25 protein-coding genes and 2 pseudogenes are annotated in these 18,942 nt (G+C 65.9%); 9 read left to right on the top strand and 18 right to left on the bottom strand.

Features of this window, described 5'->3' with window-relative positions; genetic code table 11:
• The 5 genes and pseudogenes from ACFFJB_RS00350 to mdlC (ACFFJB_RS00330) all read left to right on the top strand — a co-directional run.
• Positions 1 to 445, top strand: a 445-nt coding sequence (locus ACFFJB_RS00350) for an FAD-dependent thymidylate synthase (protein WP_376828583.1), incomplete at its 5' end; no start/stop codon positions are given.
• Positions 442 to 900 carry a dCTP deaminase gene (locus ACFFJB_RS00345; protein WP_376828571.1) on the top strand — a complete coding sequence of 153 codons (459 nt, stop codon included), beginning with the start codon at positions 442 to 444 and terminating at the stop codon, positions 898 to 900. The genes ACFFJB_RS00350 and ACFFJB_RS00345, both read left to right, overlap by 4 nt.
• A pseudogene (locus tag ACFFJB_RS00340) lies at positions 897 to 1,052 on the top strand (helix-turn-helix domain-containing protein); the annotation flags it as partial. The gene ACFFJB_RS00345 and the pseudogene ACFFJB_RS00340, both read left to right, overlap by 4 nt.
• A gap of 14 nt (positions 1,053 to 1,066) precedes the next feature.
• On the top strand, positions 1,067 to 2,059 hold the full coding sequence (locus ACFFJB_RS00335) for a tyrosine-type recombinase/integrase (protein WP_376828572.1): 993 nt from the start codon (positions 1,067 to 1,069) through the stop codon (positions 2,057 to 2,059).
• A gap of 626 nt (positions 2,060 to 2,685) precedes the next feature.
• Positions 2,686 to 4,314, top strand: coding sequence for a benzoylformate decarboxylase (mdlC, locus tag ACFFJB_RS00330; protein WP_376828574.1), 1,629 nt, complete (start codon positions 2,686 to 2,688; stop codon positions 4,312 to 4,314).
• 152 nt (positions 4,315 to 4,466) lie between these two features.
• Here the strand turns inward: mdlC (ACFFJB_RS00330) and ACFFJB_RS00325 are convergent, their stop codons facing one another.
• The 6 genes from ACFFJB_RS00325 to ACFFJB_RS00300 all read right to left on the bottom strand — a co-directional run bounded on the left by ACFFJB_RS00325 (position 4,467) and on the right by ACFFJB_RS00300 (position 9,077).
• A complete protein-coding gene (locus ACFFJB_RS00325) occupies positions 4,467 to 4,841 on the bottom strand; it encodes a hypothetical protein (protein WP_376828575.1) in 375 nt (124 codons plus the stop codon).
• 28 nt (positions 4,842 to 4,869) lie between these two features.
• Complete coding sequence (gene tnpC, locus ACFFJB_RS00320; protein WP_376828577.1) at positions 4,870 to 6,498, bottom strand: IS66 family transposase; 1,629 nt, start codon at positions 6,496 to 6,498, stop codon at positions 4,870 to 4,872.
• A gap of 78 nt (positions 6,499 to 6,576) precedes the next feature.
• Positions 6,577 to 6,918 (bottom strand): IS66 family insertion sequence element accessory protein TnpB, encoded by a 342-nt coding sequence (tnpB, locus tag ACFFJB_RS00315; RefSeq protein ID WP_376828492.1) that lies wholly within the window; start codon positions 6,916 to 6,918, stop codon positions 6,577 to 6,579.
• Complete coding sequence (gene tnpA, locus ACFFJB_RS00310; RefSeq protein ID WP_376828579.1) at positions 6,915 to 7,301, bottom strand: IS66-like element accessory protein TnpA; 387 nt, start codon at positions 7,299 to 7,301, stop codon at positions 6,915 to 6,917. Before tnpA (ACFFJB_RS00310) ends, tnpB (ACFFJB_RS00315) begins: the two co-directional genes overlap by 4 nt.
• Before the next feature lie 82 nt (positions 7,302 to 7,383).
• Positions 7,384 to 7,518, bottom strand: coding sequence for a hypothetical protein (locus ACFFJB_RS00305; protein ID WP_376828486.1), 135 nt, complete (start codon positions 7,516 to 7,518; stop codon positions 7,384 to 7,386).
• A gap of 362 nt (positions 7,519 to 7,880) precedes the next feature.
• Positions 7,881 to 9,077: an IS256 family transposase gene (locus tag ACFFJB_RS00300; RefSeq protein ID WP_376828581.1), complete on the bottom strand. Its 1,197-nt coding sequence runs from the start codon at positions 9,075 to 9,077 to the stop codon at positions 7,881 to 7,883.
• Between the two features lie 106 nt (positions 9,078 to 9,183).
• On the opposite strand from ACFFJB_RS00300, the gene tnpA (ACFFJB_RS00295) reads away from it, so the two are divergent.
• The 4 genes from tnpA (ACFFJB_RS00295) (at position 9,184) to ACFFJB_RS00280 (ending at position 12,018) form a co-directional block, all read left to right on the top strand.
• Complete coding sequence (tnpA, locus tag ACFFJB_RS00295; RefSeq protein WP_376828579.1) at positions 9,184 to 9,570, top strand: IS66-like element accessory protein TnpA; 387 nt, start codon at positions 9,184 to 9,186, stop codon at positions 9,568 to 9,570.
• On the top strand, positions 9,567 to 9,908 hold the full coding sequence (tnpB, locus tag ACFFJB_RS00290; protein ID WP_376828492.1) for an IS66 family insertion sequence element accessory protein TnpB: 342 nt from the start codon (positions 9,567 to 9,569) through the stop codon (positions 9,906 to 9,908). The genes tnpA (ACFFJB_RS00295) and tnpB (ACFFJB_RS00290) overlap by 4 nt, the downstream gene beginning before the upstream one ends.
• Positions 9,909 to 9,986: 78 nt before the next feature.
• Entirely contained in the window at positions 9,987 to 11,615 is a 1,629-nt protein-coding gene (gene tnpC / locus ACFFJB_RS00285) for an IS66 family transposase (RefSeq protein ID WP_376828577.1), read from the top strand.
• Between the two features lie 28 nt (positions 11,616 to 11,643).
• Positions 11,644 to 12,018: a hypothetical protein gene (locus tag ACFFJB_RS00280; protein ID WP_376828575.1), complete on the top strand. Its 375-nt coding sequence runs from the start codon at positions 11,644 to 11,646 to the stop codon at positions 12,016 to 12,018.
• Positions 12,019 to 12,170: 152 nt separating this feature from the next.
• Here the strand turns inward: ACFFJB_RS00280 and mdlC (ACFFJB_RS00275) are convergent, their stop codons facing one another.
• From mdlC (ACFFJB_RS00275) to ACFFJB_RS00220, 12 genes and pseudogenes are all read right to left on the bottom strand, one after another.
• Positions 12,171 to 13,799, bottom strand: a complete 1,629-nt coding sequence (mdlC, locus tag ACFFJB_RS00275; protein ID WP_376828574.1) for a benzoylformate decarboxylase — start codon at positions 13,797 to 13,799, stop codon at positions 12,171 to 12,173.
• A 626-nt stretch (positions 13,800 to 14,425) separates the two neighbouring features.
• Complete coding sequence (locus ACFFJB_RS00270) at positions 14,426 to 15,418, bottom strand: tyrosine-type recombinase/integrase (RefSeq protein ID WP_376828572.1); 993 nt, start codon at positions 15,416 to 15,418, stop codon at positions 14,426 to 14,428.
• Positions 15,419 to 15,432: 14 nt separating this feature from the next.
• Positions 15,433 to 15,588: pseudogene (locus ACFFJB_RS00265) on the bottom strand (helix-turn-helix domain-containing protein); the annotation flags it as partial.
• Positions 15,585 to 16,043, bottom strand: a complete 459-nt coding sequence (locus tag ACFFJB_RS00260; RefSeq protein WP_376828571.1) for a dCTP deaminase — start codon at positions 16,041 to 16,043, stop codon at positions 15,585 to 15,587. The pseudogene ACFFJB_RS00265 and the gene ACFFJB_RS00260, both read right to left, overlap by 4 nt.
• Complete coding sequence (locus ACFFJB_RS00255) at positions 16,040 to 16,285, bottom strand: FAD-dependent thymidylate synthase (protein ID WP_376828569.1); 246 nt, start codon at positions 16,283 to 16,285, stop codon at positions 16,040 to 16,042. Before ACFFJB_RS00255 ends, ACFFJB_RS00260 begins: the two co-directional genes overlap by 4 nt.
• On the bottom strand, positions 16,282 to 16,725 hold the full coding sequence (locus ACFFJB_RS00250) for an FAD-dependent thymidylate synthase (protein WP_376828567.1): 444 nt from the start codon (positions 16,723 to 16,725) through the stop codon (positions 16,282 to 16,284). The genes ACFFJB_RS00255 and ACFFJB_RS00250 overlap by 4 nt, the downstream gene beginning before the upstream one ends.
• Positions 16,722 to 17,279, bottom strand: coding sequence for a hypothetical protein (locus tag ACFFJB_RS00245; protein ID WP_376828565.1), 558 nt, complete (start codon positions 17,277 to 17,279; stop codon positions 16,722 to 16,724). Before ACFFJB_RS00245 ends, ACFFJB_RS00250 begins: the two co-directional genes overlap by 4 nt.
• Positions 17,260 to 17,481, bottom strand: a complete 222-nt coding sequence (locus tag ACFFJB_RS00240; RefSeq protein ID WP_376828563.1) for a hypothetical protein — start codon at positions 17,479 to 17,481, stop codon at positions 17,260 to 17,262. Before ACFFJB_RS00240 ends, ACFFJB_RS00245 begins: the two co-directional genes overlap by 20 nt.
• Positions 17,474 to 17,755 (bottom strand): hypothetical protein, encoded by a 282-nt coding sequence (locus ACFFJB_RS00235; RefSeq protein WP_376828561.1) that lies wholly within the window; start codon positions 17,753 to 17,755, stop codon positions 17,474 to 17,476. Before ACFFJB_RS00235 ends, ACFFJB_RS00240 begins: the two co-directional genes overlap by 8 nt.
• Entirely contained in the window at positions 17,748 to 18,074 is a 327-nt protein-coding gene (locus ACFFJB_RS00230) for a hypothetical protein (RefSeq protein WP_376828560.1), read from the bottom strand. Before ACFFJB_RS00230 ends, ACFFJB_RS00235 begins: the two co-directional genes overlap by 8 nt.
• A gap of 228 nt (positions 18,075 to 18,302) precedes the next feature.
• The gene (locus ACFFJB_RS00225) at positions 18,303 to 18,620 is read right to left on the bottom strand and encodes a thioredoxin family protein (protein WP_376828558.1); all 318 of its coding nucleotides are present in this window, start codon (positions 18,618 to 18,620) and stop codon (positions 18,303 to 18,305) included.
• The coding region (locus ACFFJB_RS00220) for a hypothetical protein (protein WP_376828556.1) at positions 18,617 to 18,942 on the bottom strand (326 nt) is incomplete at its 5' end. The genes ACFFJB_RS00225 and ACFFJB_RS00220, both read right to left, overlap by 4 nt.

Here is an 18,942-nt window from a genome sequence, read left to right as displayed (position 1 = left end):
GGCCCGGCAGCGTTTCAAACACGTAGTAGGTTTCTCATACAACGAGGTGAGCCGCCGCTACGTAGACGACGAGCCGGAGTTCTATGAGCCGGAAGTCTGGCGGAAACGCGCGGACCACGTGAAGCAGGGGAGTAGCGATGAGCCTGTGGAGATGGGCCATAGGACCCGTGAGGCTGTGGCCTGCTACGCCAAGGAAGCCGTGACGCTTTATAATGAATTGCTGCGCCTTGGTACTGCTCCTGAACAAGCCCGCATGGTCCTGCCTCAGAGTATGTTGACGAGTTATTATGTGACCGGCTCCCTGGCAGCCTTCGCTCGCGCGTACACCCTACGCACCCATGAAACCGCACAGCGCGAAATCCAGGACCTTGCGAAACAATGGGATGCGATCATCAGGCCGCTGTTTCCTGTGGCTTGGGGGGCGCTCACGGGAGGCGAGGCATGATCCTTTCTGCCGCCACCATCCGCGCCATCCAGCCGGTCCGCCCGTTCTGCGAGCACACCATTCACAATGGCCGCTCCTACGGCCTATCGCACGCAGGCTATGACGTGCGCATCAAACAGGACGTTTTCCTGCGCGCCGGCGAGTTCTCGCTGGCGTCAACCGTCGAGCACTTCGAGATGCCCGACGACGTGCTGGCTATCGTCCACGACAAGAGCACATGGGCACGGCAGGGGTTGTCTGTGTTTAATACGGTGATCGAGCCAGGATGGCACGGCTGGCTGACCCTTGAGCTGAAAAACCAGCACCACACCAACCACATCAGGATCGCGGCAGGCGATCCGATTGCGCAGGTTGTGTTCCAGCGGCTCGACATGCCGACGGTTCCATACGCCGGTAAATATCAATCACAGCCTGACCGACCCGTTGAGGCCATCCTTGAAAGGAGCGCGGAATGACCACAGCAAAAGTCGCGCGCGTTTTCACGCCTGAGCAGGTTGCAGAAATATGGGGCTGCACGGGCAACCACGTCCGCAACCTGATAAAGCGCGGCGAACTCCGCGCTTTCCGGTTAGGCTCCAAACTGATTAGAATCCCGGCTGACGCCATCGCAGAGTATCAGGCATGCCAGATTACAGCATCGGACGCCTCAACGGGCGATACGTCGTCTCATGGTGGATTGACGGGAAGCGAAAGCGTTATCGTCTTAAAGCACTCAACGCGAAGGACGCGGAGCGCGAGGCGCTAGACACGATCCGCAGGGATGCTGGCAATCCCGACACGGGAACCATTGCCGATATATGGGATGCCTACCGTGCAGAAAAGGAAGGACGGCGTGTGGCAGAGGCCATGCGCCATGAATGGAAGGCCATAGGGCCTTTCTTCGGCCACCTTCGCCCAGAGCAGGTCACGACGGCCAAGTGCCGGGATTACACAGCAGCCCGGCGCAAGGCAGGCAAGCATGATGGCACGATATGGACTGAATTAGGCCACCTGCGCACGGCGCTGGTGTGGGCGCTTGGCCGGGACAAAGCCCCACGCATTGACCGGCCTGCGAAGCCAGCCCCAAAAGAGCGATACCTTACGACGGCTGAAATCGCGCGGCTGCTTGACGCGCCGATGGCGCATCACATCAGGTTGTCGATCCTGCTCATGCTGTCCACCGCCGGGCGCGTCGGCGCTGTGCTCGAATTGACGTGGGATCGCGTGGACATGGAACGCGGCCAGATAAACTTGCGCACGGATGCGACAGGGCCGCGCAAGGGCCGGGCAATTGTCCCGATGAACGCCGGGCTTCGCGCTGCGCTAGAACATGCCCGATCTGGTGCGCTGACGGATCATGTCATCGAATGGGCGGGCCGGCCGGTCAAAAGCATCAAGACGGGGTTTAACGCCGCCGTTGCTGCCGCTGGACTTGAAAACGTGACGCCCCACGTCCTGCGCCATACAGCCGCCGTTCATCTGGCGGCGGCAGGAGTGCCGATGGCGCGCATTAGTCAGTACCTGGGCCACAGCAGCACGGCAGTAACAGAACGGGTCTATGCGCGCTTTTCGCCAGACCATCTGCGTGATGAGGCTGAAATACTGGATTTCACGAGCATCAAGCGTATTGCATGACGCTAGCCATATTTTACGGAGTGCTCGCAGGTTCATTGAACCTGGACAGGCGGCGAATGGCTGAATCAGGTTCGGAAAAGCGCATTGTAAAGTCTGCTCTTTTCGCCAGAACGCAAGAGATTCAACGATCCGCCGCCTGCTCATAACGGTCTGGTTGCAGGTTCGAGTCCTGCCGGGCCCACCATAATTTTTTGGCGCGTCATGAGATTGCGGAGCGCCCGCCAGGGCGTTGCGCCTGACGCTGCGCAGCGGTCGCCCGCTCAATCCGTTCCGGACCATATTCAGGGCGACCCTGCCGGTCCGGCTTTCCTCCCCCCTGCATGGCGTCAGGCGGTGAGGCGCGCGCCGTCGCGGCGCGGGCGCTGGCGCGGCGATCGGCTGTATGCGCTCGCGCACGCCGCATGTCTTTCCCTGCCGGCGGCGCATGGCGCGGCCGGGGCGCTGGCGGCGGCGGGCCGCGCGCCCGGGCGCGGGCTGGCGAATGCGGAGCGAGGCGTCGGGTTGCATTCCCTGCGGGCGCCCAGGATGATGCGACGTATGGCCCGCATGTCGGGCGCGCGCCGGCGGCGGCGTTCATGCGGCGTTCATGGAGAGCCGCGACGCCGGGGGGTTGCAGGGAGGGCGGCGTGGCCGCAGCAACAGTTCGTGACGTGACTTTCCAGCTGCTGCGCGAGCTGGGCGTCACCACCATTTTCGGGAACCCCGGCTCGACCGATGAAACGTTCCTGAAGAACTTTCCCGCCGATTTCAGATACGTCCAGGTGCTGCAGGAAGCGTCGGCGGTGGGCGTCGCCGACGGCTGGGCCCAGGCCATGCGGCGGCCCGCGCTGGTGAACGTGCATACCTCCGCGGGCCTGTGCAACGCCATGAGCAACATTCTCACGGCCTTCCAGAACCGCACGCCGCTCGTCATCACCGCCGGCAACCAGACGCGCGCCATGCTGCTCATGGAGCCGTGGCTCACCAATGTGGAGCCCGCCATGCTGCCGCGCCCGTGGGTGAAGTGGAGCCACGAGCCGGCGCGCGCGGAAGACGTGCCGGCCGCCTTCATGCGCGCCTTCGCCATGGCCATGCAGCCTCCGGCCGGTCCGGTGTTCCTCTCCATTCCGCTGGATGACTGGGACAGGCCTGCGGCGGGCCCGGTCGCGCCGCGCAGCGTGTCGCAGCGTGTCGCCCCGGACGCGGAGCGCATCGCGCTTTTCGCCGCCCGCCTGTCGCAGGCCAGGCGTCCGGCGCTCATTTATGGTTCGGCCATCGCCCGTGGCGGCGGGTGGAGGCAGGCCGTCGCCCTGGCGGAGAAACTGCAGGCTCCGGTGTACGCCGCGCCCGCATCCGAAAGGCCGCCGTTTCCGGAAACCCATCCGCTTTACGCCGGCGGGCTGCCTTTCGCCATGGGGCCGCTGGCGCAAAGGCTGGAGGGGCACGACGCCGCCCTCGTCGTGGGCGCGCCGGTTTTCCGGTATTATCCCTATATTGACGGCCCTTACATTCCCGATGGCCTCGACCTCATGCACGTCACCGACGACCCGGCCGAGGCGGCGCGGGCGCCGGTGGGCGACAGCCTGCTGGGCGACGCCGTTCTGGCGCTTGAAGCGCTGGAGCGGCTGACGCCGGCGCGCGCCGCGCCGGCGGCGCCGGTGCGCCGCCAGGCGCACGGGATGGCTCCGCACCCGCCGGCCGCGCCGCAGCCTGACGGCGGCCTGCCGGACGCCGGCGCGCTGTTCCGCGCCCTGCGGGCCGCCTGCCCGCCGGATACGGTGCTGGTGGAGGAAACGCCGTCCAGTTTGCCCGAGCTGCACGCCGCCTGGCCTGTTGAGCAGCCGGACGCCTTCTACACCTTCGCCAGCGGCAGTCTGGGGTGGGGGCTGCCGGCCAGCGTTGGCGTGGCCCTCGCCGAGCGGGACAGCGGCCGCAACCGCCCGGTTGTTGCGGTGATTGGCGACGGCTCGGCGCAATACGCCATCCAGGGGTTGTGGACGGCCGTGCGGCTGGAGCTGCCGGTGCTTTTCGTGATTCCGGCCAACGGGCAGTACTGCATTCTCAAGTCCTTCGCAGGGCTTGAGGGGACGCCGGGCGTGCCCGGCCTTGACATTCCCGGCCTGGATTATGTGGCGCTGGCGCAAGGATATGGCGCGACCGGGGTGCGCGCGCAGACCCTTGCAGAGGTGCAGGGCGCCGTCGCCGCGGCCCTCGCACGCAAGGGGCCGACCGTGCTGGAGGTTCCTGTCCAGCCCGCCGTGCCGCCGCTGCTCTGAGGCGCGCCGCTGCTCTGAGGCGCCCGGGGCGCCGTCGCCCGTTCCGTCCGGATCGCGTTCCGGCGCCAGGCCGGCCGTTCGCCGCCATGCGGTGCGAACGGCCAGGCTGGCCGCGTGGGCGCAGGCTGCGCCGCGCTGGCGGCTGGCGCGCGTCAGCGACGGCTGGTGTCGCTGATGTTGGCGGCGGGAGACGGAGCGCTCCTGTCCGCTTCCGCGCCGTCGGCGGCCTCAGCCTTCACCAGCACGCCCTCCCGCAGCCACAGCGCGGCGACGTCGTTCTCGGTGAGGTCCGGCTCGGCCGGCGCGGCAGTCGCCGCCGTCGCCGCCGCCAGCCGCGCGGCGAGCGTTTCTCCGTCCGTCGCGGCGGGGGCGCGCGTCGCCCTGGCGGCGGCGCGCGCGGGGGCTCCGGCGGCGCCGGCGGCGGCGAGGCAGCTGGAGATGGCCGCGAGAATGCCGGGAAAGAATTCGCGGCGGACAAAAATCGAAACGCCGTCTCGCGCTGTGTAAGCATGCGGTGAGCACCACATCTGAGACGCCTCCGCCTCAGGCTATGCCTTACCCCGTGGTGGCTGCCTTCCAGTTCCACGGCAGCAGTTCATCGATACGCGCAGCCGGAATGCTATTGATCCTGGCGAGGACGTCGGCCAGCCACGCCTGAGGATCAACGTCGTTCATGCGGGCGGTGACAATCAGGCTGTACATCGCCGCAGCGCGCTGTCCGCCGCGATCCGATCCGCAGAACAGCCACGCCTTGCGGCCAAGGGCGACGCCGCGCAGCGCCCGTTCGGCGGCGTTGTTCGACAGGCAGATCCGCCCGTCATCGAGGAAGCGCGTGAACGATGGCCAGCGCTGGCTCAGATAGCCGATGGCCCTCACCAGGGGATGGCCACGACTGAACTGGTCCCGGGTCTGGCCAAGCCATGCCTCCAGCTGCGCAATCACCGGCGCGCTGCGCATCTGGCGCACGGCCCGGCGCCCGTCGGCGCTGGCTCCATTGATGTCGCGTTCGATCGCGAACAGGCTGTCGATCAGGCGAACAGCTTCCAGCGCCCGCGGATAGACGGACGGCGGCTTCAATCCCCTGGCCGTTTTGCGGGCGGCGCTTTCGATGTCCGCCAGCTCAAAGAACTTGCGTCTTGCGTGCGCCCAGCAACCCGCCTCCAGAATGGGGGCTGGCGCGCGCTCTGGCCTGTACAGCTCATTGTAACCGCCATAGGCGTCGGCCTGAAGAATGCCGCTCCATGCCCTGAGGTGCTCCTGCGGGTGAACGCCCCGACGGTCGCGTGAGTAATGGAAGACAGCCGCCGGTGGCGCGGGGCCGCCCCAGGGGGCGTCGTCACGCACATAGGTCCAGAGCCGGCCCGTATCGGTCTTGCCCTTCGCCAGCACCGGAACCGTGGTGTCGTCGCCATGCAGCCGTTTAGCCGCCAGCACATGCGCCTCGATCCGCGAGAACAGCGGGGCCAGCACCGAGGCAGCGCCGCCGACCTGATCCGCCAGCGTCGACAGGCCCAGCGGCACGCCCTCGCGGGCATAGCGCTCGCACTGGCGGTTGAGCGGCTGATGCTGGCCAAACTTCTCGAACACGATCTGGGCCAGAAGCCGGGGACCGGCCCAGCCGCGCGGCAGCACATGGAACGGCGCTGGAGCCTGGGCGATGGCCTCGCAGTCGCGGCACGAGAACTTCTCCCGCACCGTCTGGATCACCTTCCACTGGCGCGGGATCACCTCCAGCGTCTCGGTGATGTCCTCGCCCAGCTTCCTCAGCCGCGCGCCGCCGCAGCAGGCGCAGGCGCGCGGGGCTTCAACCACCACCCGCTCACGCGGCAGGTGCTCAGGGAAAGGCTGACGCGCGGGCTTCCTGCGGCGGAACGCGGCGACAGGCGTGGTCGCGCGGGCGGCGGCTTTCTCTGCGGCAAGCTCGTCCTCGGTCGCGCCAGTCTCAAGCTCCTCCAGCTGCAGCTCAAGCTGGTCGAGCAGGCGGGCGGTCCGCTCCGATGAGGCGCCAAAGCGCTCACGTTTGTACTTCGCAATGAGCAGCTTCAGATGGGCGATCTGCGCCTGGTCATCGGCGCGCCGGGCCCGGGCTGCGGCGGCTTCTGCCTCGGCCCGGTCAGCCCGCTCCACGGCGGCGACGAGCGCCGCTTTCAGCGCTGCGACATCGTCAGGAACGGGGCTGGCCATGGCTTTCATGACCGTAGTGAATCACAGATCAGGGCGTTTGTGGCGCCCCAAAATGCCGTCTGGCCAAACTATTTTTGCTCAGCCGGCGCTGCGCGGCCTCCAGCTGTGTTGCGGATGGCGCCAGTCAATTCCTTCGAGCAAATAGCCGAGCTGGGCTGCCGTTAAGGCAACCGCGCCGCCCCCTGTCGCAGGCCAGATGAACCGGCCGCGTTCCAGCCGCTTCGCATAGAGCGACATGCCGATCCCGTCGTGCCACAGGATCTTGCACAGTGCGCCGCCGCGGCCCCGGAAGACATACAGGTCGCCGCAATGGGGATCGCGCCGGAAATGCTCCTGCACCAGCAGCGCAAGGCCATTCATGCCCTTCCTCATGTCGGTGTGGCCAGAGCAGATCCACACCCGGGCGCCGGCGGGGATCATCGCAGCGCCTGCAGCACGGCGCTGACCAGCGCAGGCGGGGCTGAAAGGGGGATATCAATCCGCGCTGTGACAAGGGTGACGCTGATCACCGGGGCGCCTTCAGGCCCCGGGCTGCATTCATCGCCCGCCACAGCTTCCAGGCTTGAGCCCGCCGCCACCGGCGCAGACCCCTCATCCTCTGTCAGGACAACCGGCACGAACCTCCCCGCTGCCTGCCGGGCCTCGCGGCGCCACTTGTAGATCAGGCTGGTGGCCACACCGAACCGTCGCGCGACCTCCGCAATCACCGCGCTGGGCATGGTTGACGCCAGCACAATCTCTTCGCGCTCCGCCGCACTCCAGCGACGGCGACGTTCGGATCCGGAAATAACCGCCACTTGCATGAACCTGCGCTCTTAACTGCGTCCTTATGAGCACAGCTTCAGCACAAGGCACTGTCACGACAAGGCGGCCTTCGCCGGAGGCTCACCGCGCTGTCGCCACCGGAAGAATTTCAACGCGGAAGCCCTCATGGGATTCCTCGGTGATGCGAAGGTTTTCATAGGGAATGCGCAGCATGGACTCCTCGCCGTTGCAGCCGTCCGTCCAGGTAATAGTCAAGAGAAGAGGCGCGCGATCAATGCCGCCAGTCGTCGCCGGCCGGCGGGGGCGGGCGGCGCGCCTGTAACAGGGCCAGCCCGGGCTGACGTCACCGGGCCGCGAGGCGCGTCATGGCGGCCCTGACCGCCCGGCCAGCCGGCCTCGCCGGAACGATCCAGCCTGCAGCTTTCGCAGTCTCGACAGCGCTCATTCCAGTCGCTCCCCCGGAGCAAAGTGAGCCTCCGGCGAAGGCCGCCTTGTCGTGACAGTGCCTTGTGCTGAAGCTGTGCTCATAAGGACGCAGTTAAGAGCGCAGGTGATGATGTCCCAGGACGTGGTGTAGCTTAGACGGCCACGGCTCATCCCAGAGGGTCGGATGAGTGTCAGCTTGTTGCTGGCAGGCTGATGAGTGGATCATCGCTCATCGTAGCGATTGTCTCAAGGGTCATATAGCGGGATCGCTGGACGGCCCATTCATCGTTCTGTTCGAGCAGCAGTGCACCGACCAGGCGCACGATAGCGTCGTCGTTGGGGAAGATGCCGACGACCTCTGTCCGCCGCTTGATCTCGCCGTTCAATCGCTCAATCGGGTTGGTCGAGTGAAGTTTGGCCCAATGCTGCTTGGGAAAGGTCATGTAGGCGAGCACGTCTTGCTCGGCGCTGTCCATGAGACTGGCGAGCTTCGGCACCTTTGGCCTGATCTGGTCGGCGACGTTGCGCCACTGGGTGCTTGCCGCCTCCGACGTGTCCTGAGCGAAGGCCGTGGCAATGAAGGCGGAGACGACACGCCGTCCGCTCTTTCCAGCATGGGCCAAAGCATTGCGCATGAAGTGCACCCGGCACCTCTGCCAGGTAGCGCAGAGCACCTTCGATACTGCGGCTTTGATGCCCTCATGCGCATCTGAGACGGCGAGCTTGACGCCACGCAGACCCCGCCTGGTCAGCTTTCGAAGAAACTCGGTCCAGATCGCCTCGGCCTCGGACGTGCCGATCTCCATGCCGAGCACTTCGCGTCGGCCGTCGGTGTTGACGCCGACGGCAATGATGACTGCAACAGAGACGATGCGCCCGCCACGCCGGACCTTCAAATAGGTCGCGTCAATCCAGAGGTAGGGCCATTCGCCTTCGATGGGCCGGTCGAGAAAAGCCTTCACCTTCTCGTCGATCTCCTCGCACAGCCGGGAGACCTGGCTCTTGGAAATGCCCGACATGCCCATGGCCTTAACGAGGTCGTCAACCGAGCGGGTCGAAACGCCCTGGATGTAGGCTTCCTGGATCACCGCGGTCAGGGCTTTCTCGGCCATGCGACGCGGCTCCAGGAAGCTCGGAAAGTAGCTGCCGGTGCGGAGTTTCGGAATGCGAAGTTCTACTGTTCCGGCCCGCGTCTCCCAGTCTCTGTCGCGGTAGCCGTTGCGCTGGGCCAGCCGAAAGGCATTCTTCTCGCCATAGGCCGCGCCTGTTTTCGCGCCGACCTCCAATTCCATCAGCTTCTCGGCGGCAAAGCCGATCATCTCGCGCAGCAAATCGGCGTCAGCACTCTTCTCAACGAGCGAGCGCAGGTTCATCATATCGTCGGTCATCGGTGGTGTCCTTCAGGTTGGTTCTAAGCAACCCGACCCTATCGGAAATCACCGATGGCTATGAAATCCAACTACACCACGGCACGGGACACGATCGCGCAGGTTCATGCAAGTGGCGGTTATTTCCGGATCCGAACGTCGCCGTCGCTGGAGTGCGGCGGAGCGCGAAGAGATTGTGCTGGCGTCAACCATGCCCAGCGCGGTGATTGCGGAGGTCGCGCGACGGTTCGGTGTGGCCACCAGCCTGATCTACAAGTGGCGCCGCGAGGCCCGGCAGGCAGCGGGGAGGTTCGTGCCGGTTGTCCTGACAGAGGATGAGGGGTCTGCGCCGGTGGCGGCGGGCTCAAGCCTGGAAGCTGTGGCGGGCGATGAATGCAGCCCGGGGCCTGAAGGCGCCCCGGTGATCAGCGTCACCCTTGTCACAGCGCGGATTGATATCCCCCTTTCAGCCCCGCCTGCGCTGGTCAGCGCCGTGCTGCAGGCGCTGCGATGATCCCCGCCGGCGCCCGGGTGTGGATCTGCTCTGGCCACACCGACATGAGGAAGGGCATGAATGGCCTTGCGCTGCTGGTGCAGGAGCATTTCCGGCGCGATCCCCATTGCGGCGACCTGTATGTCTTCCGGGGCCGCGGCGGCGCACTGTGCAAGATCCTGTGGCACGACGGGATCGGCATGTCGCTCTATGCGAAGCGGCTGGAACGCGGCCGGTTCATCTGGCCTGCGACAGGGGGCGGCGCGGTTGCCTTAACGGCAGCCCAGCTCGGCTATTTGCTCGAAGGAATTGACTGGCGCCATCCGCAACACAGCTGGAGGCCGCGCAGCGCCGGCTGAGCAAAAATAGTTTGGCCAGACGGCATTTTGGGGCGCCACAAACGCCCTGATCTGTGATTCACTACGGTCATGAAAGCCATGGCCAGCCCCGTTCCTGACGATGTCGCAGCGCTGAAAGCGGCGCTCGTCGCCGCCGTGGAGCGGGCTGACCGGGCCGAGGCAGAAGCCGCCGCAGCCCGGGCCCGGCGCGCCGATGACCAGGCGCAGATCGCCCATCTGAAGCTGCTCATTGCGAAGTACAAACGTGAGCGCTTTGGCGCCTCATCGGAGCGGACCGCCCGCCTGCTCGACCAGCTTGAGCTGCAGCTGGAGGAGCTTGAGACTGGCGCGACCGAGGACGAGCTTGCCGCAGAGAAAGCCGCCGCCCGCGCGACCACGCCTGTCGCCGCGTTCCGCCGCAGGAAGCCCGCGCGTCAGCCTTTCCCTGAGCACCTGCCGCGTGAGCGGGTGGTGGTTGAAGCCCCGCGCGCCTGCGCCTGCTGCGGCGGCGCGCGGCTGAGGAAGCTGGGCGAGGACATCACCGAGACGCTGGAGGTGATCCCGCGCCAGTGGAAGGTGATCCAGACGGTGCGGGAGAAGTTCTCGTGCCGCGACTGCGAGGCCATCGCCCAGGCTCCAGCGCCGTTCCATGTGCTGCCGCGCGGCTGGGCCGGTCCCCGGCTTCTGGCCCAGATCGTGTTCGAGAAGTTTGGCCAGCATCAGCCGCTCAACCGCCAGTGCGAGCGCTATGCCCGCGAGGGCGTGCCGCTGGGCCTGTCGACGCTGGCGGATCAGGTCGGCGGCGCTGCCTCGGTGCTGGCCCCGCTGTTCTCGCGGATCGAGGCGCATGTGCTGGCGGCTAAACGGCTGCATGGCGACGACACCACGGTTCCGGTGCTGGCGAAGGGCAAGACCGATACGGGCCGGCTCTGGACCTATGTGCGTGACGACGCCCCCTGGGGCGGCCCCGCGCCACCGGCGGCTGTCTTCCATTACTCACGCGACCGTCGGGGCGTTCACCCGCAGGAGCACCTCAGGGCATGGAGCGGCATTCTTCAGGCCGACGCCTATGGCGGTTACAATGAGCTGTACAGGCCAGAGCGCGCGCCAGCCCCCATTCTGGAGGCGGGTTGCTGGGCGCACGCAAGACGCAAGTTCTTTGAGCTGGCGGACATCGAAAGCGCCGCCCGCAAAACGGCCAGGGGATTGAAGCCGCCGTCCGTCTATCCGCGGGCGCTGGAAGCTGTTCGCCTGATCGACAGCCTGTTCGCGATCGAACGCGACATCAATGGAGCCAGCGCCGACGGGCGCCGGGCCGTGCGCCAGATGCGCAGCGCGCCGGTGATTGCGCAGCTGGAGGCATGGCTTGGCCAGACCCGGGACCAGTTCAGTCGTGGCCATCCCCTGGTGAGGGCCATCGGCTATCTGAGCCAGCGCTGGCCATCGTTCACGCGCTTCCTCGATGACGGGCGGATCTGCCTGTCGAACAACGCCGCCGAACGGGCGCTGCGCGGCGTCGCCCTTGGCCGCAAGGCGTGGCTGTTCTGCGGATCGGATCGCGGCGGACAGCGCGCTGCGGCGATGTACAGCCTGATTGTCACCGCCCGCATGAACGACGTTGATCCTCAGGCGTGGCTGGCCGACGTCCTCGCCAGGATCAATAGCATTCCGGCTGCGCGTATCGATGAACTGCTGCCGTGGAACTGGAAGGCAGCCACCACGGGGTAAGGCATAGCCTGAGGCGGAGGCGTCTCAGATGTGGTGCTCACCGCATGCTTACACAGCGCGAGACGGCGTTTCGATTTTTGTCCGCCGCGAATTCTTTCCCGGCATTCTCGCGGCCATCTCCAGCTGCCTCGCCGCCGCCGGCGCCGCCGGAGCCCCCGCGCGCGCCGCCGCCAGGGCGACGCGCGCCCCCGCCGCGACGGACGGAGAAACGCTCGCCGCGCGGCTGGCGGCGGCGACGGCGGCGACTGCCGCGCCGGCCGAGCCGGACCTCACCGAGAACGACGTCGCCGCGCTGTGGCTGCGGGAGGGCGTGCTGGTGAAGGCTGAGGCCGCCGACGGCGCGGAAGCGGACAGGAGCGCTCCGTCTCCCGCCGCCAACATCAGCGACACCAGCCGTCGCTGACGCGCGCCAGCCGCCAGCGCGGCGCAGCCTGCGCCCACGCGGCCAGCCTGGCCGTTCGCACCGCATGGCGGCGAACGGCCGGCCTGGCGCCGGAACGCGATCCGGACGGAACGGGCGACGGCGCCCCGGGCGCCTCAGAGCAGCGGCGCGCCTCAGAGCAGCGGCGGCACGGCGGGCTGGACAGGAACCTCCAGCACGGTCGGCCCCTTGCGTGCGAGGGCCGCGGCGACGGCGCCCTGCACCTCTGCAAGGGTCTGCGCGCGCACCCCGGTCGCGCCATATCCTTGCGCCAGCGCCACATAATCCAGGCCGGGAATGTCAAGGCCGGGCACGCCCGGCGTCCCCTCAAGCCCTGCGAAGGACTTGAGAATGCAGTACTGCCCGTTGGCCGGAATCACGAAAAGCACCGGCAGCTCCAGCCGCACGGCCGTCCACAACCCCTGGATGGCGTATTGCGCCGAGCCGTCGCCAATCACCGCAACAACCGGGCGGTTGCGGCCGCTGTCCCGCTCGGCGAGGGCCACGCCAACGCTGGCCGGCAGCCCCCACCCCAGACTGCCGCTGGCGAAGGTGTAGAAGGCGTCCGGCTGCTCAACAGGCCAGGCGGCGTGCAGCTCGGGCAAACTGGACGGCGTTTCCTCCACCAGCACCGTATCCGGCGGGCAGGCGGCCCGCAGGGCGCGGAACAGCGCGCCGGCGTCCGGCAGGCCGCCGTCAGGCTGCGGCGCGGCCGGCGGGTGCGGAGCCATCCCGTGCGCCTGGCGGCGCACCGGCGCCGCCGGCGCGGCGCGCGCCGGCGTCAGCCGCTCCAGCGCTTCAAGCGCCAGAACGGCGTCGCCCAGCAGGCTGTCGCCCACCGGCGCCCGCGCCGCCTCGGCCGGGTCGTCGGTGACGTGCATGAGGTCGAGGCCATCGGGAATGTAAGGGCCGTCAATATAGGGATAATACCGGAAAACCGGCGCGCCCACGACGAGGGCGGCGTCGTGCCCCTCCAGCCTTTGCGCCAGCGGCCCCATGGCGAAAGGCAGCCCGCCGGCGTAAAGCGGATGGGTTTCCGGAAACGGCGGCCTTTCGGATGCGGGCGCGGCGTACACCGGAGCCTGCAGTTTCTCCGCCAGGGCGACGGCCTGCCTCCACCCGCCGCCACGGGCGATGGCCGAACCATAAATGAGCGCCGGACGCCTGGCCTGCGACAGGCGGGCGGCGAAAAGCGCGATGCGCTCCGCGTCCGGGGCGACACGCTGCGACACGCTGCGCGGCGCGACCGGGCCCGCCGCAGGCCTGTCCCAGTCATCCAGCGGAATGGAGAGGAACACCGGACCGGCCGGAGGCTGCATGGCCATGGCGAAGGCGCGCATGAAGGCGGCCGGCACGTCTTCCGCGCGCGCCGGCTCGTGGCTCCACTTCACCCACGGGCGCGGCAGCATGGCGGGCTCCACATTGGTGAGCCACGGCTCCATGAGCAGCATGGCGCGCGTCTGGTTGCCGGCGGTGATGACGAGCGGCGTGCGGTTCTGGAAGGCCGTGAGAATGTTGCTCATGGCGTTGCACAGGCCCGCGGAGGTATGCACGTTCACCAGCGCGGGCCGCCGCATGGCCTGGGCCCAGCCGTCGGCGACGCCCACCGCCGACGCTTCCTGCAGCACCTGGACGTATCTGAAATCGGCGGGAAAGTTCTTCAGGAACGTTTCATCGGTCGAGCCGGGGTTCCCGAAAATGGTGGTGACGCCCAGCTCGCGCAGCAGCTGGAAAGTCACGTCACGAACTGTTGCTGCGGCCACGCCGCCCTCCCTGCAACCCCCCGGCGTCGCGGCTCTCCATGAACGCCGCATGAACGCCGCCGCCGGCGCGCGCCCGACATGCGGGCCATACGTCGCATCATCCTGGGCGCCCGCAGGGAATGCAACCCGACGCCTCGCTCCGCATTCGCCAGCCCGCGCCCGGGCGCGCGGCCCGCCGCCGCCAGCGCCCCGGCCGCGCCATGCGCCGCCGGCAGGGAAAGACATGCGGCGTGCGCGAGCGCATACAGCCGATCGCCGCGCCAGCGCCCGCGCCGCGACGGCGCGCGCCTCACCGCCTGACGCCATGCAGGGGGGAGGAAAGCCGGACCGGCAGGGTCGCCCTGAATATGGTCCGGAACGGATTGAGCGGGCGACCGCTGCGCAGCGTCAGGCGCAACGCCCTGGCGGGCGCTCCGCAATCTCATGACGCGCCAAAAAATTATGGTGGGCCCGGCAGGACTCGAACCTGCAACCAGACCGTTATGAGCAGGCGGCGGATCGTTGAATCTCTTGCGTTCTGGCGAAAAGAGCAGACTTTACAATGCGCTTTTCCGAACCTGATTCAGCCATTCGCCGCCTGTCCAGGTTCAATGAACCTGCGAGCACTCCGTAAAATATGGCTAGCGTCATGCAATACGCTTGATGCTCGTGAAATCCAGTATTTCAGCCTCATCACGCAGATGGTCTGGCGAAAAGCGCGCATAGACCCGTTCTGTTACTGCCGTGCTGCTGTGGCCCAGGTACTGACTAATGCGCGCCATCGGCACTCCTGCCGCCGCCAGATGAACGGCGGCTGTATGGCGCAGGACGTGGGGCGTCACGTTTTCAAGTCCAGCGGCAGCAACGGCGGCGTTAAACCCCGTCTTGATGCTTTTGACCGGCCGGCCCGCCCATTCGATGACATGATCCGTCAGCGCACCAGATCGGGCATGTTCTAGCGCAGCGCGAAGCCCGGCGTTCATCGGGACAATTGCCCGGCCCTTGCGCGGCCCTGTCGCATCCGTGCGCAAGTTTATCTGGCCGCGTTCCATGTCCACGCGATCCCACGTCAATTCGAGCACAGCGCCGACGCGCCCGGCGGTGGACAGCATGAGCAGGATCGACAACCTGATGTGATGCGCCATCGGCGCGTCAAGCAGCCGCGCGATTTCAGCCGTCGTAAGGTATCGCTCTTTTGGGGCTGGCTTCGCAGGCCGGTCAATGCGTGGGGCTTTGTCCCGGCCAAGCGCCCACACCAGCGCCGTGCGCAGGTGGCCTAATTCAGTCCATATCGTGCCATCATGCTTGCCTGCCTTGCGCCGGGCTGCTGTGTAATCCCGGCACTTGGCCGTCGTGACCTGCTCTGGGCGAAGGTGGCCGAAGAAAGGCCCTATGGCCTTCCATTCATGGCGCATGGCCTCTGCCACACGCCGTCCTTCCTTTTCTGCACGGTAGGCATCCCATATATCGGCAATGGTTCCCGTGTCGGGATTGCCAGCATCCCTGCGGATCGTGTCTAGCGCCTCGCGCTCCGCGTCCTTCGCGTTGAGTGCTTTAAGACGATAACGCTTTCGCTTCCCGTCAATCCACCATGAGACGACGTATCGCCCGTTGAGGCGTCCGATGCTGTAATCTGGCATGCCTGATACTCTGCGATGGCGTCAGCCGGGATTCTAATCAGTTTGGAGCCTAACCGGAAAGCGCGGAGTTCGCCGCGCTTTATCAGGTTGCGGACGTGGTTGCCCGTGCAGCCCCATATTTCTGCAACCTGCTCAGGCGTGAAAACGCGCGCGACTTTTGCTGTGGTCATTCCGCGCTCCTTTCAAGGATGGCCTCAACGGGTCGGTCAGGCTGTGATTGATATTTACCGGCGTATGGAACCGTCGGCATGTCGAGCCGCTGGAACACAACCTGCGCAATCGGATCGCCTGCCGCGATCCTGATGTGGTTGGTGTGGTGCTGGTTTTTCAGCTCAAGGGTCAGCCAGCCGTGCCATCCTGGCTCGATCACCGTATTAAACACAGACAACCCCTGCCGTGCCCATGTGCTCTTGTCGTGGACGATAGCCAGCACGTCGTCGGGCATCTCGAAGTGCTCGACGGTTGACGCCAGCGAGAACTCGCCGGCGCGCAGGAAAACGTCCTGTTTGATGCGCACGTCATAGCCTGCGTGCGATAGGCCGTAGGAGCGGCCATTGTGAATGGTGTGCTCGCAGAACGGGCGGACCGGCTGGATGGCGCGGATGGTGGCGGCAGAAAGGATCATGCCTCGCCTCCCGTGAGCGCCCCCCAAGCCACAGGAAACAGCGGCCTGATGATCGCATCCCATTGTTTCGCAAGGTCCTGGATTTCGCGCTGTGCGGTTTCATGGGTGCGTAGGGTGTACGCGCGAGCGAAGGCTGCCAGGGAGCCGGTCACATAATAACTCGTCAACATACTCTGAGGCAGGACCATGCGGGCTTGTTCAGGAGCAGTACCAAGGCGCAGCAATTCATTATAAAGCGTCACGGCTTCCTTGGCGTAGCAGGCCACAGCCTCACGGGTCCTATGGCCCATCTCCACAGGCTCATCGCTACTCCCTGCTTCACGTGGTCCGCGCGTTTCCGCCAGACTTCCGGCTCATAGAACTCCGGCTCGTCGTCTACGTAGCGGCGGCTCACCTCGTTGTATGAGAAACCTACTACGTGTTTGAAACGCTGCCGGGCCACAAAGATCGGTACGGTTTCACGCATGGTAATCATGCAGTGCGTGAAGGGCGTGAAGTGGTTGTGACGGGCCAGGTAGGCGATAAGCTTGGCGTCGCGGGCGGACAGCCGCTCTAGGTACACATCATCCTCGCCGGAGAAGTGCTCCTTGTCCCACTCACTCTCCTTGTCGAATGAAACCCTGGCCGCATTGGCCACCACCAGGTCACTACCCATGTGCTGGATGTATTCTGCTGTAATCATTCGCTCCCCCTTGCCCTGATGGCGGCTTCCATCAGCGCGGCGACAGCTGCCTCGCGAGTTGCGAAGACACGACCGTCCTGGAGACGCCTTTGATCCGTGGCCCGGCCGTCCCACTCGCTCCACCAGAGATCGTCGAAGTCATCACTCACGCACCAATATGCGGTCCCCTTTTCCGGCGGCTCTTTCAGCGGCTCCGGCACGGGCAGCATGACAAAAAAATTGGTGGCCGATTTCGCAACGGGGCGCAGGCATGACAGCAGAACGGTGCTGTGCGATCCGTCGCGCTCGCGCACCCATGCCACATCTCCGTTGCGAGCCAGCACCGTCACTTGCCGCGCTGGATTATCCCCATCGACGGTGGCTTGCGCCGGCAGCGGGCACGTCGCCAGATCGACCGGGGCTGGGCGGAGCACTTTGAGCCTCGACGTATCTACCGATGCACCGCAAATCCTGCCGTCGTGCGCCTCATAGGTGATGATGGCCGATCCCTTCAGGTCATCGACAGACATCACCTCCACTTCCAGCGCGCACACATCACCTTTGCTCATGTTCATCAGACATACCTCCGGCGTTCGCGCTCTCTGCGCGCAGCGCGTCCCACTCTGCCCGCAGCGCCTCGATCTCGGCCTGTAGCGTGGCGGTGTGGTGCAGGACGTTGGCGCGGGCGTAGGCTTGCATCTGGTCGTAGCTCCACGCTTGATACATCCCAACGGCCTCGCCCTTCGGCATCGGCAGCAGCTTGATGTCGTCAGTCATTGCTCGCCTCCCGCGCCTGGAGCATGGCGTCTGCCAAGCGGTACGCGATGGTCGCAACACGTTCTGCAACGGTTGGGCCACCAGCATCTCGCTGGTAGTCGATGTTGGGGTAGTCGCTATCCGCGCTCGTCGCAGTCATCATTGCGGCGGCGATGTGCCCGGCGAACCAGTCGCGGAGCGACATGCCGGGATTGCCGTGGTAATGCGATCCATCGCTGTGCTTCTCATTCCAGGGAAATGCCGGCCCGCCGTCGTTGATTTTCTGGTCAGTCATTGTCGCCTCCGCCATCCAGATCCTTGTTCACGATCTTGCCCACTAGGCACGCGCGGACGCGGCGCTCGAAGTCGGCCTGGGCGGCGGCTTTGGCAGCCTCCAAGGAAGGGTATGTCCGGTTGTGATCCATGCCCTTCATGAAGTGCACACGGCGCGCAATCCGTGTGTCGATGATGTATGCCTCGCCGATCCCGCCGGCGCTCGCGACCAGCCCGGCGGGATGCTCCTCCCACACCAGCGGCTTGACCTTCACCTGCGGGCTGGCGGCTGGAGGCCAGTAATCCAAATCAACGTCTAATTGCGTCCCGTCGTCGCTCATCCGAACCGCGCTTACCGGAACGGATTGAAAGCCTTGGATGCACCCGGAGGACGTAACAAATCGGGCTGTTACATCGGGCGTCACCGGCTCCTGCGCAGGCGCGGCAGGGGCGGCGGCGAGCATATCGCGGGCATCCTCTAGCCCTGCCTTGATCTTCTGAAACGCTTTCTCTGTCATCAGACAAACTCCAGGCATTCGCGCTCCTGCGCAGGCACGTCGCGCGGCGCGTCAGTCATGGCTGGCCTCCCGCTTCGTCAGCGCGATCAGGGCCTCTGCGTGGGCGCGGGCGGCGGCTGCCTCCTTCAGAGCAGCCGGAAGGCGGATGCGGATCTGCGCGGCAGTAATCAGGTCAACCTGCTTGTCCGCGTCATCGACAATCGAGATTGCCGGGATTCCGCGAACGCCGTGCGCGTCAGCAACGTCGGGCTGTTCGCCCATGTCGATGTATTCCAGCGTAACGCCATGGTTGGTCGTCTCGCGCTCGACAAATGGCTTCAGCTGCTGGCATGCCTGACACCAGGGGCCGGTGAAGTACAAAACCTTCATGCTGCGATCCTTTTGGCGAAGTGCTCACGGTAGAAGCCGTGCTGGTCGCGGAGCATATCGAGCAGCTTTCGCGCGGACTTTTGCGCGGCGGCGTCCAGCTTTTCCTTGGCGAAGTGCTCCTGAACGCCGGTCAGCAGAACTTCCAGCGCGTCTCCGAACGCGGAGCCTGCGCACAGTTCAATCGTTCCTGACGACAGCAGTTCTTCAATCAGGTAGTAATGCGTCATGCCGATGCGAGCGCCGGGCCGGTTGTTCAATTCGACGGCGATCTGCCGGCAGACACGCATTGCTCGGTTCAGAAGTTTTTTCGGCCCGCTTGTGG

This window comes from Camelimonas abortus (assembly GCF_042432745.1).
Lineage (GTDB): Bacteria > Pseudomonadota > Alphaproteobacteria > Rhizobiales > Beijerinckiaceae > Camelimonas > Camelimonas abortus.
The sequence above is the reverse complement of the archived record's forward strand: the minus strand, read 5'-3'. Positions and strand labels throughout refer to the sequence as shown.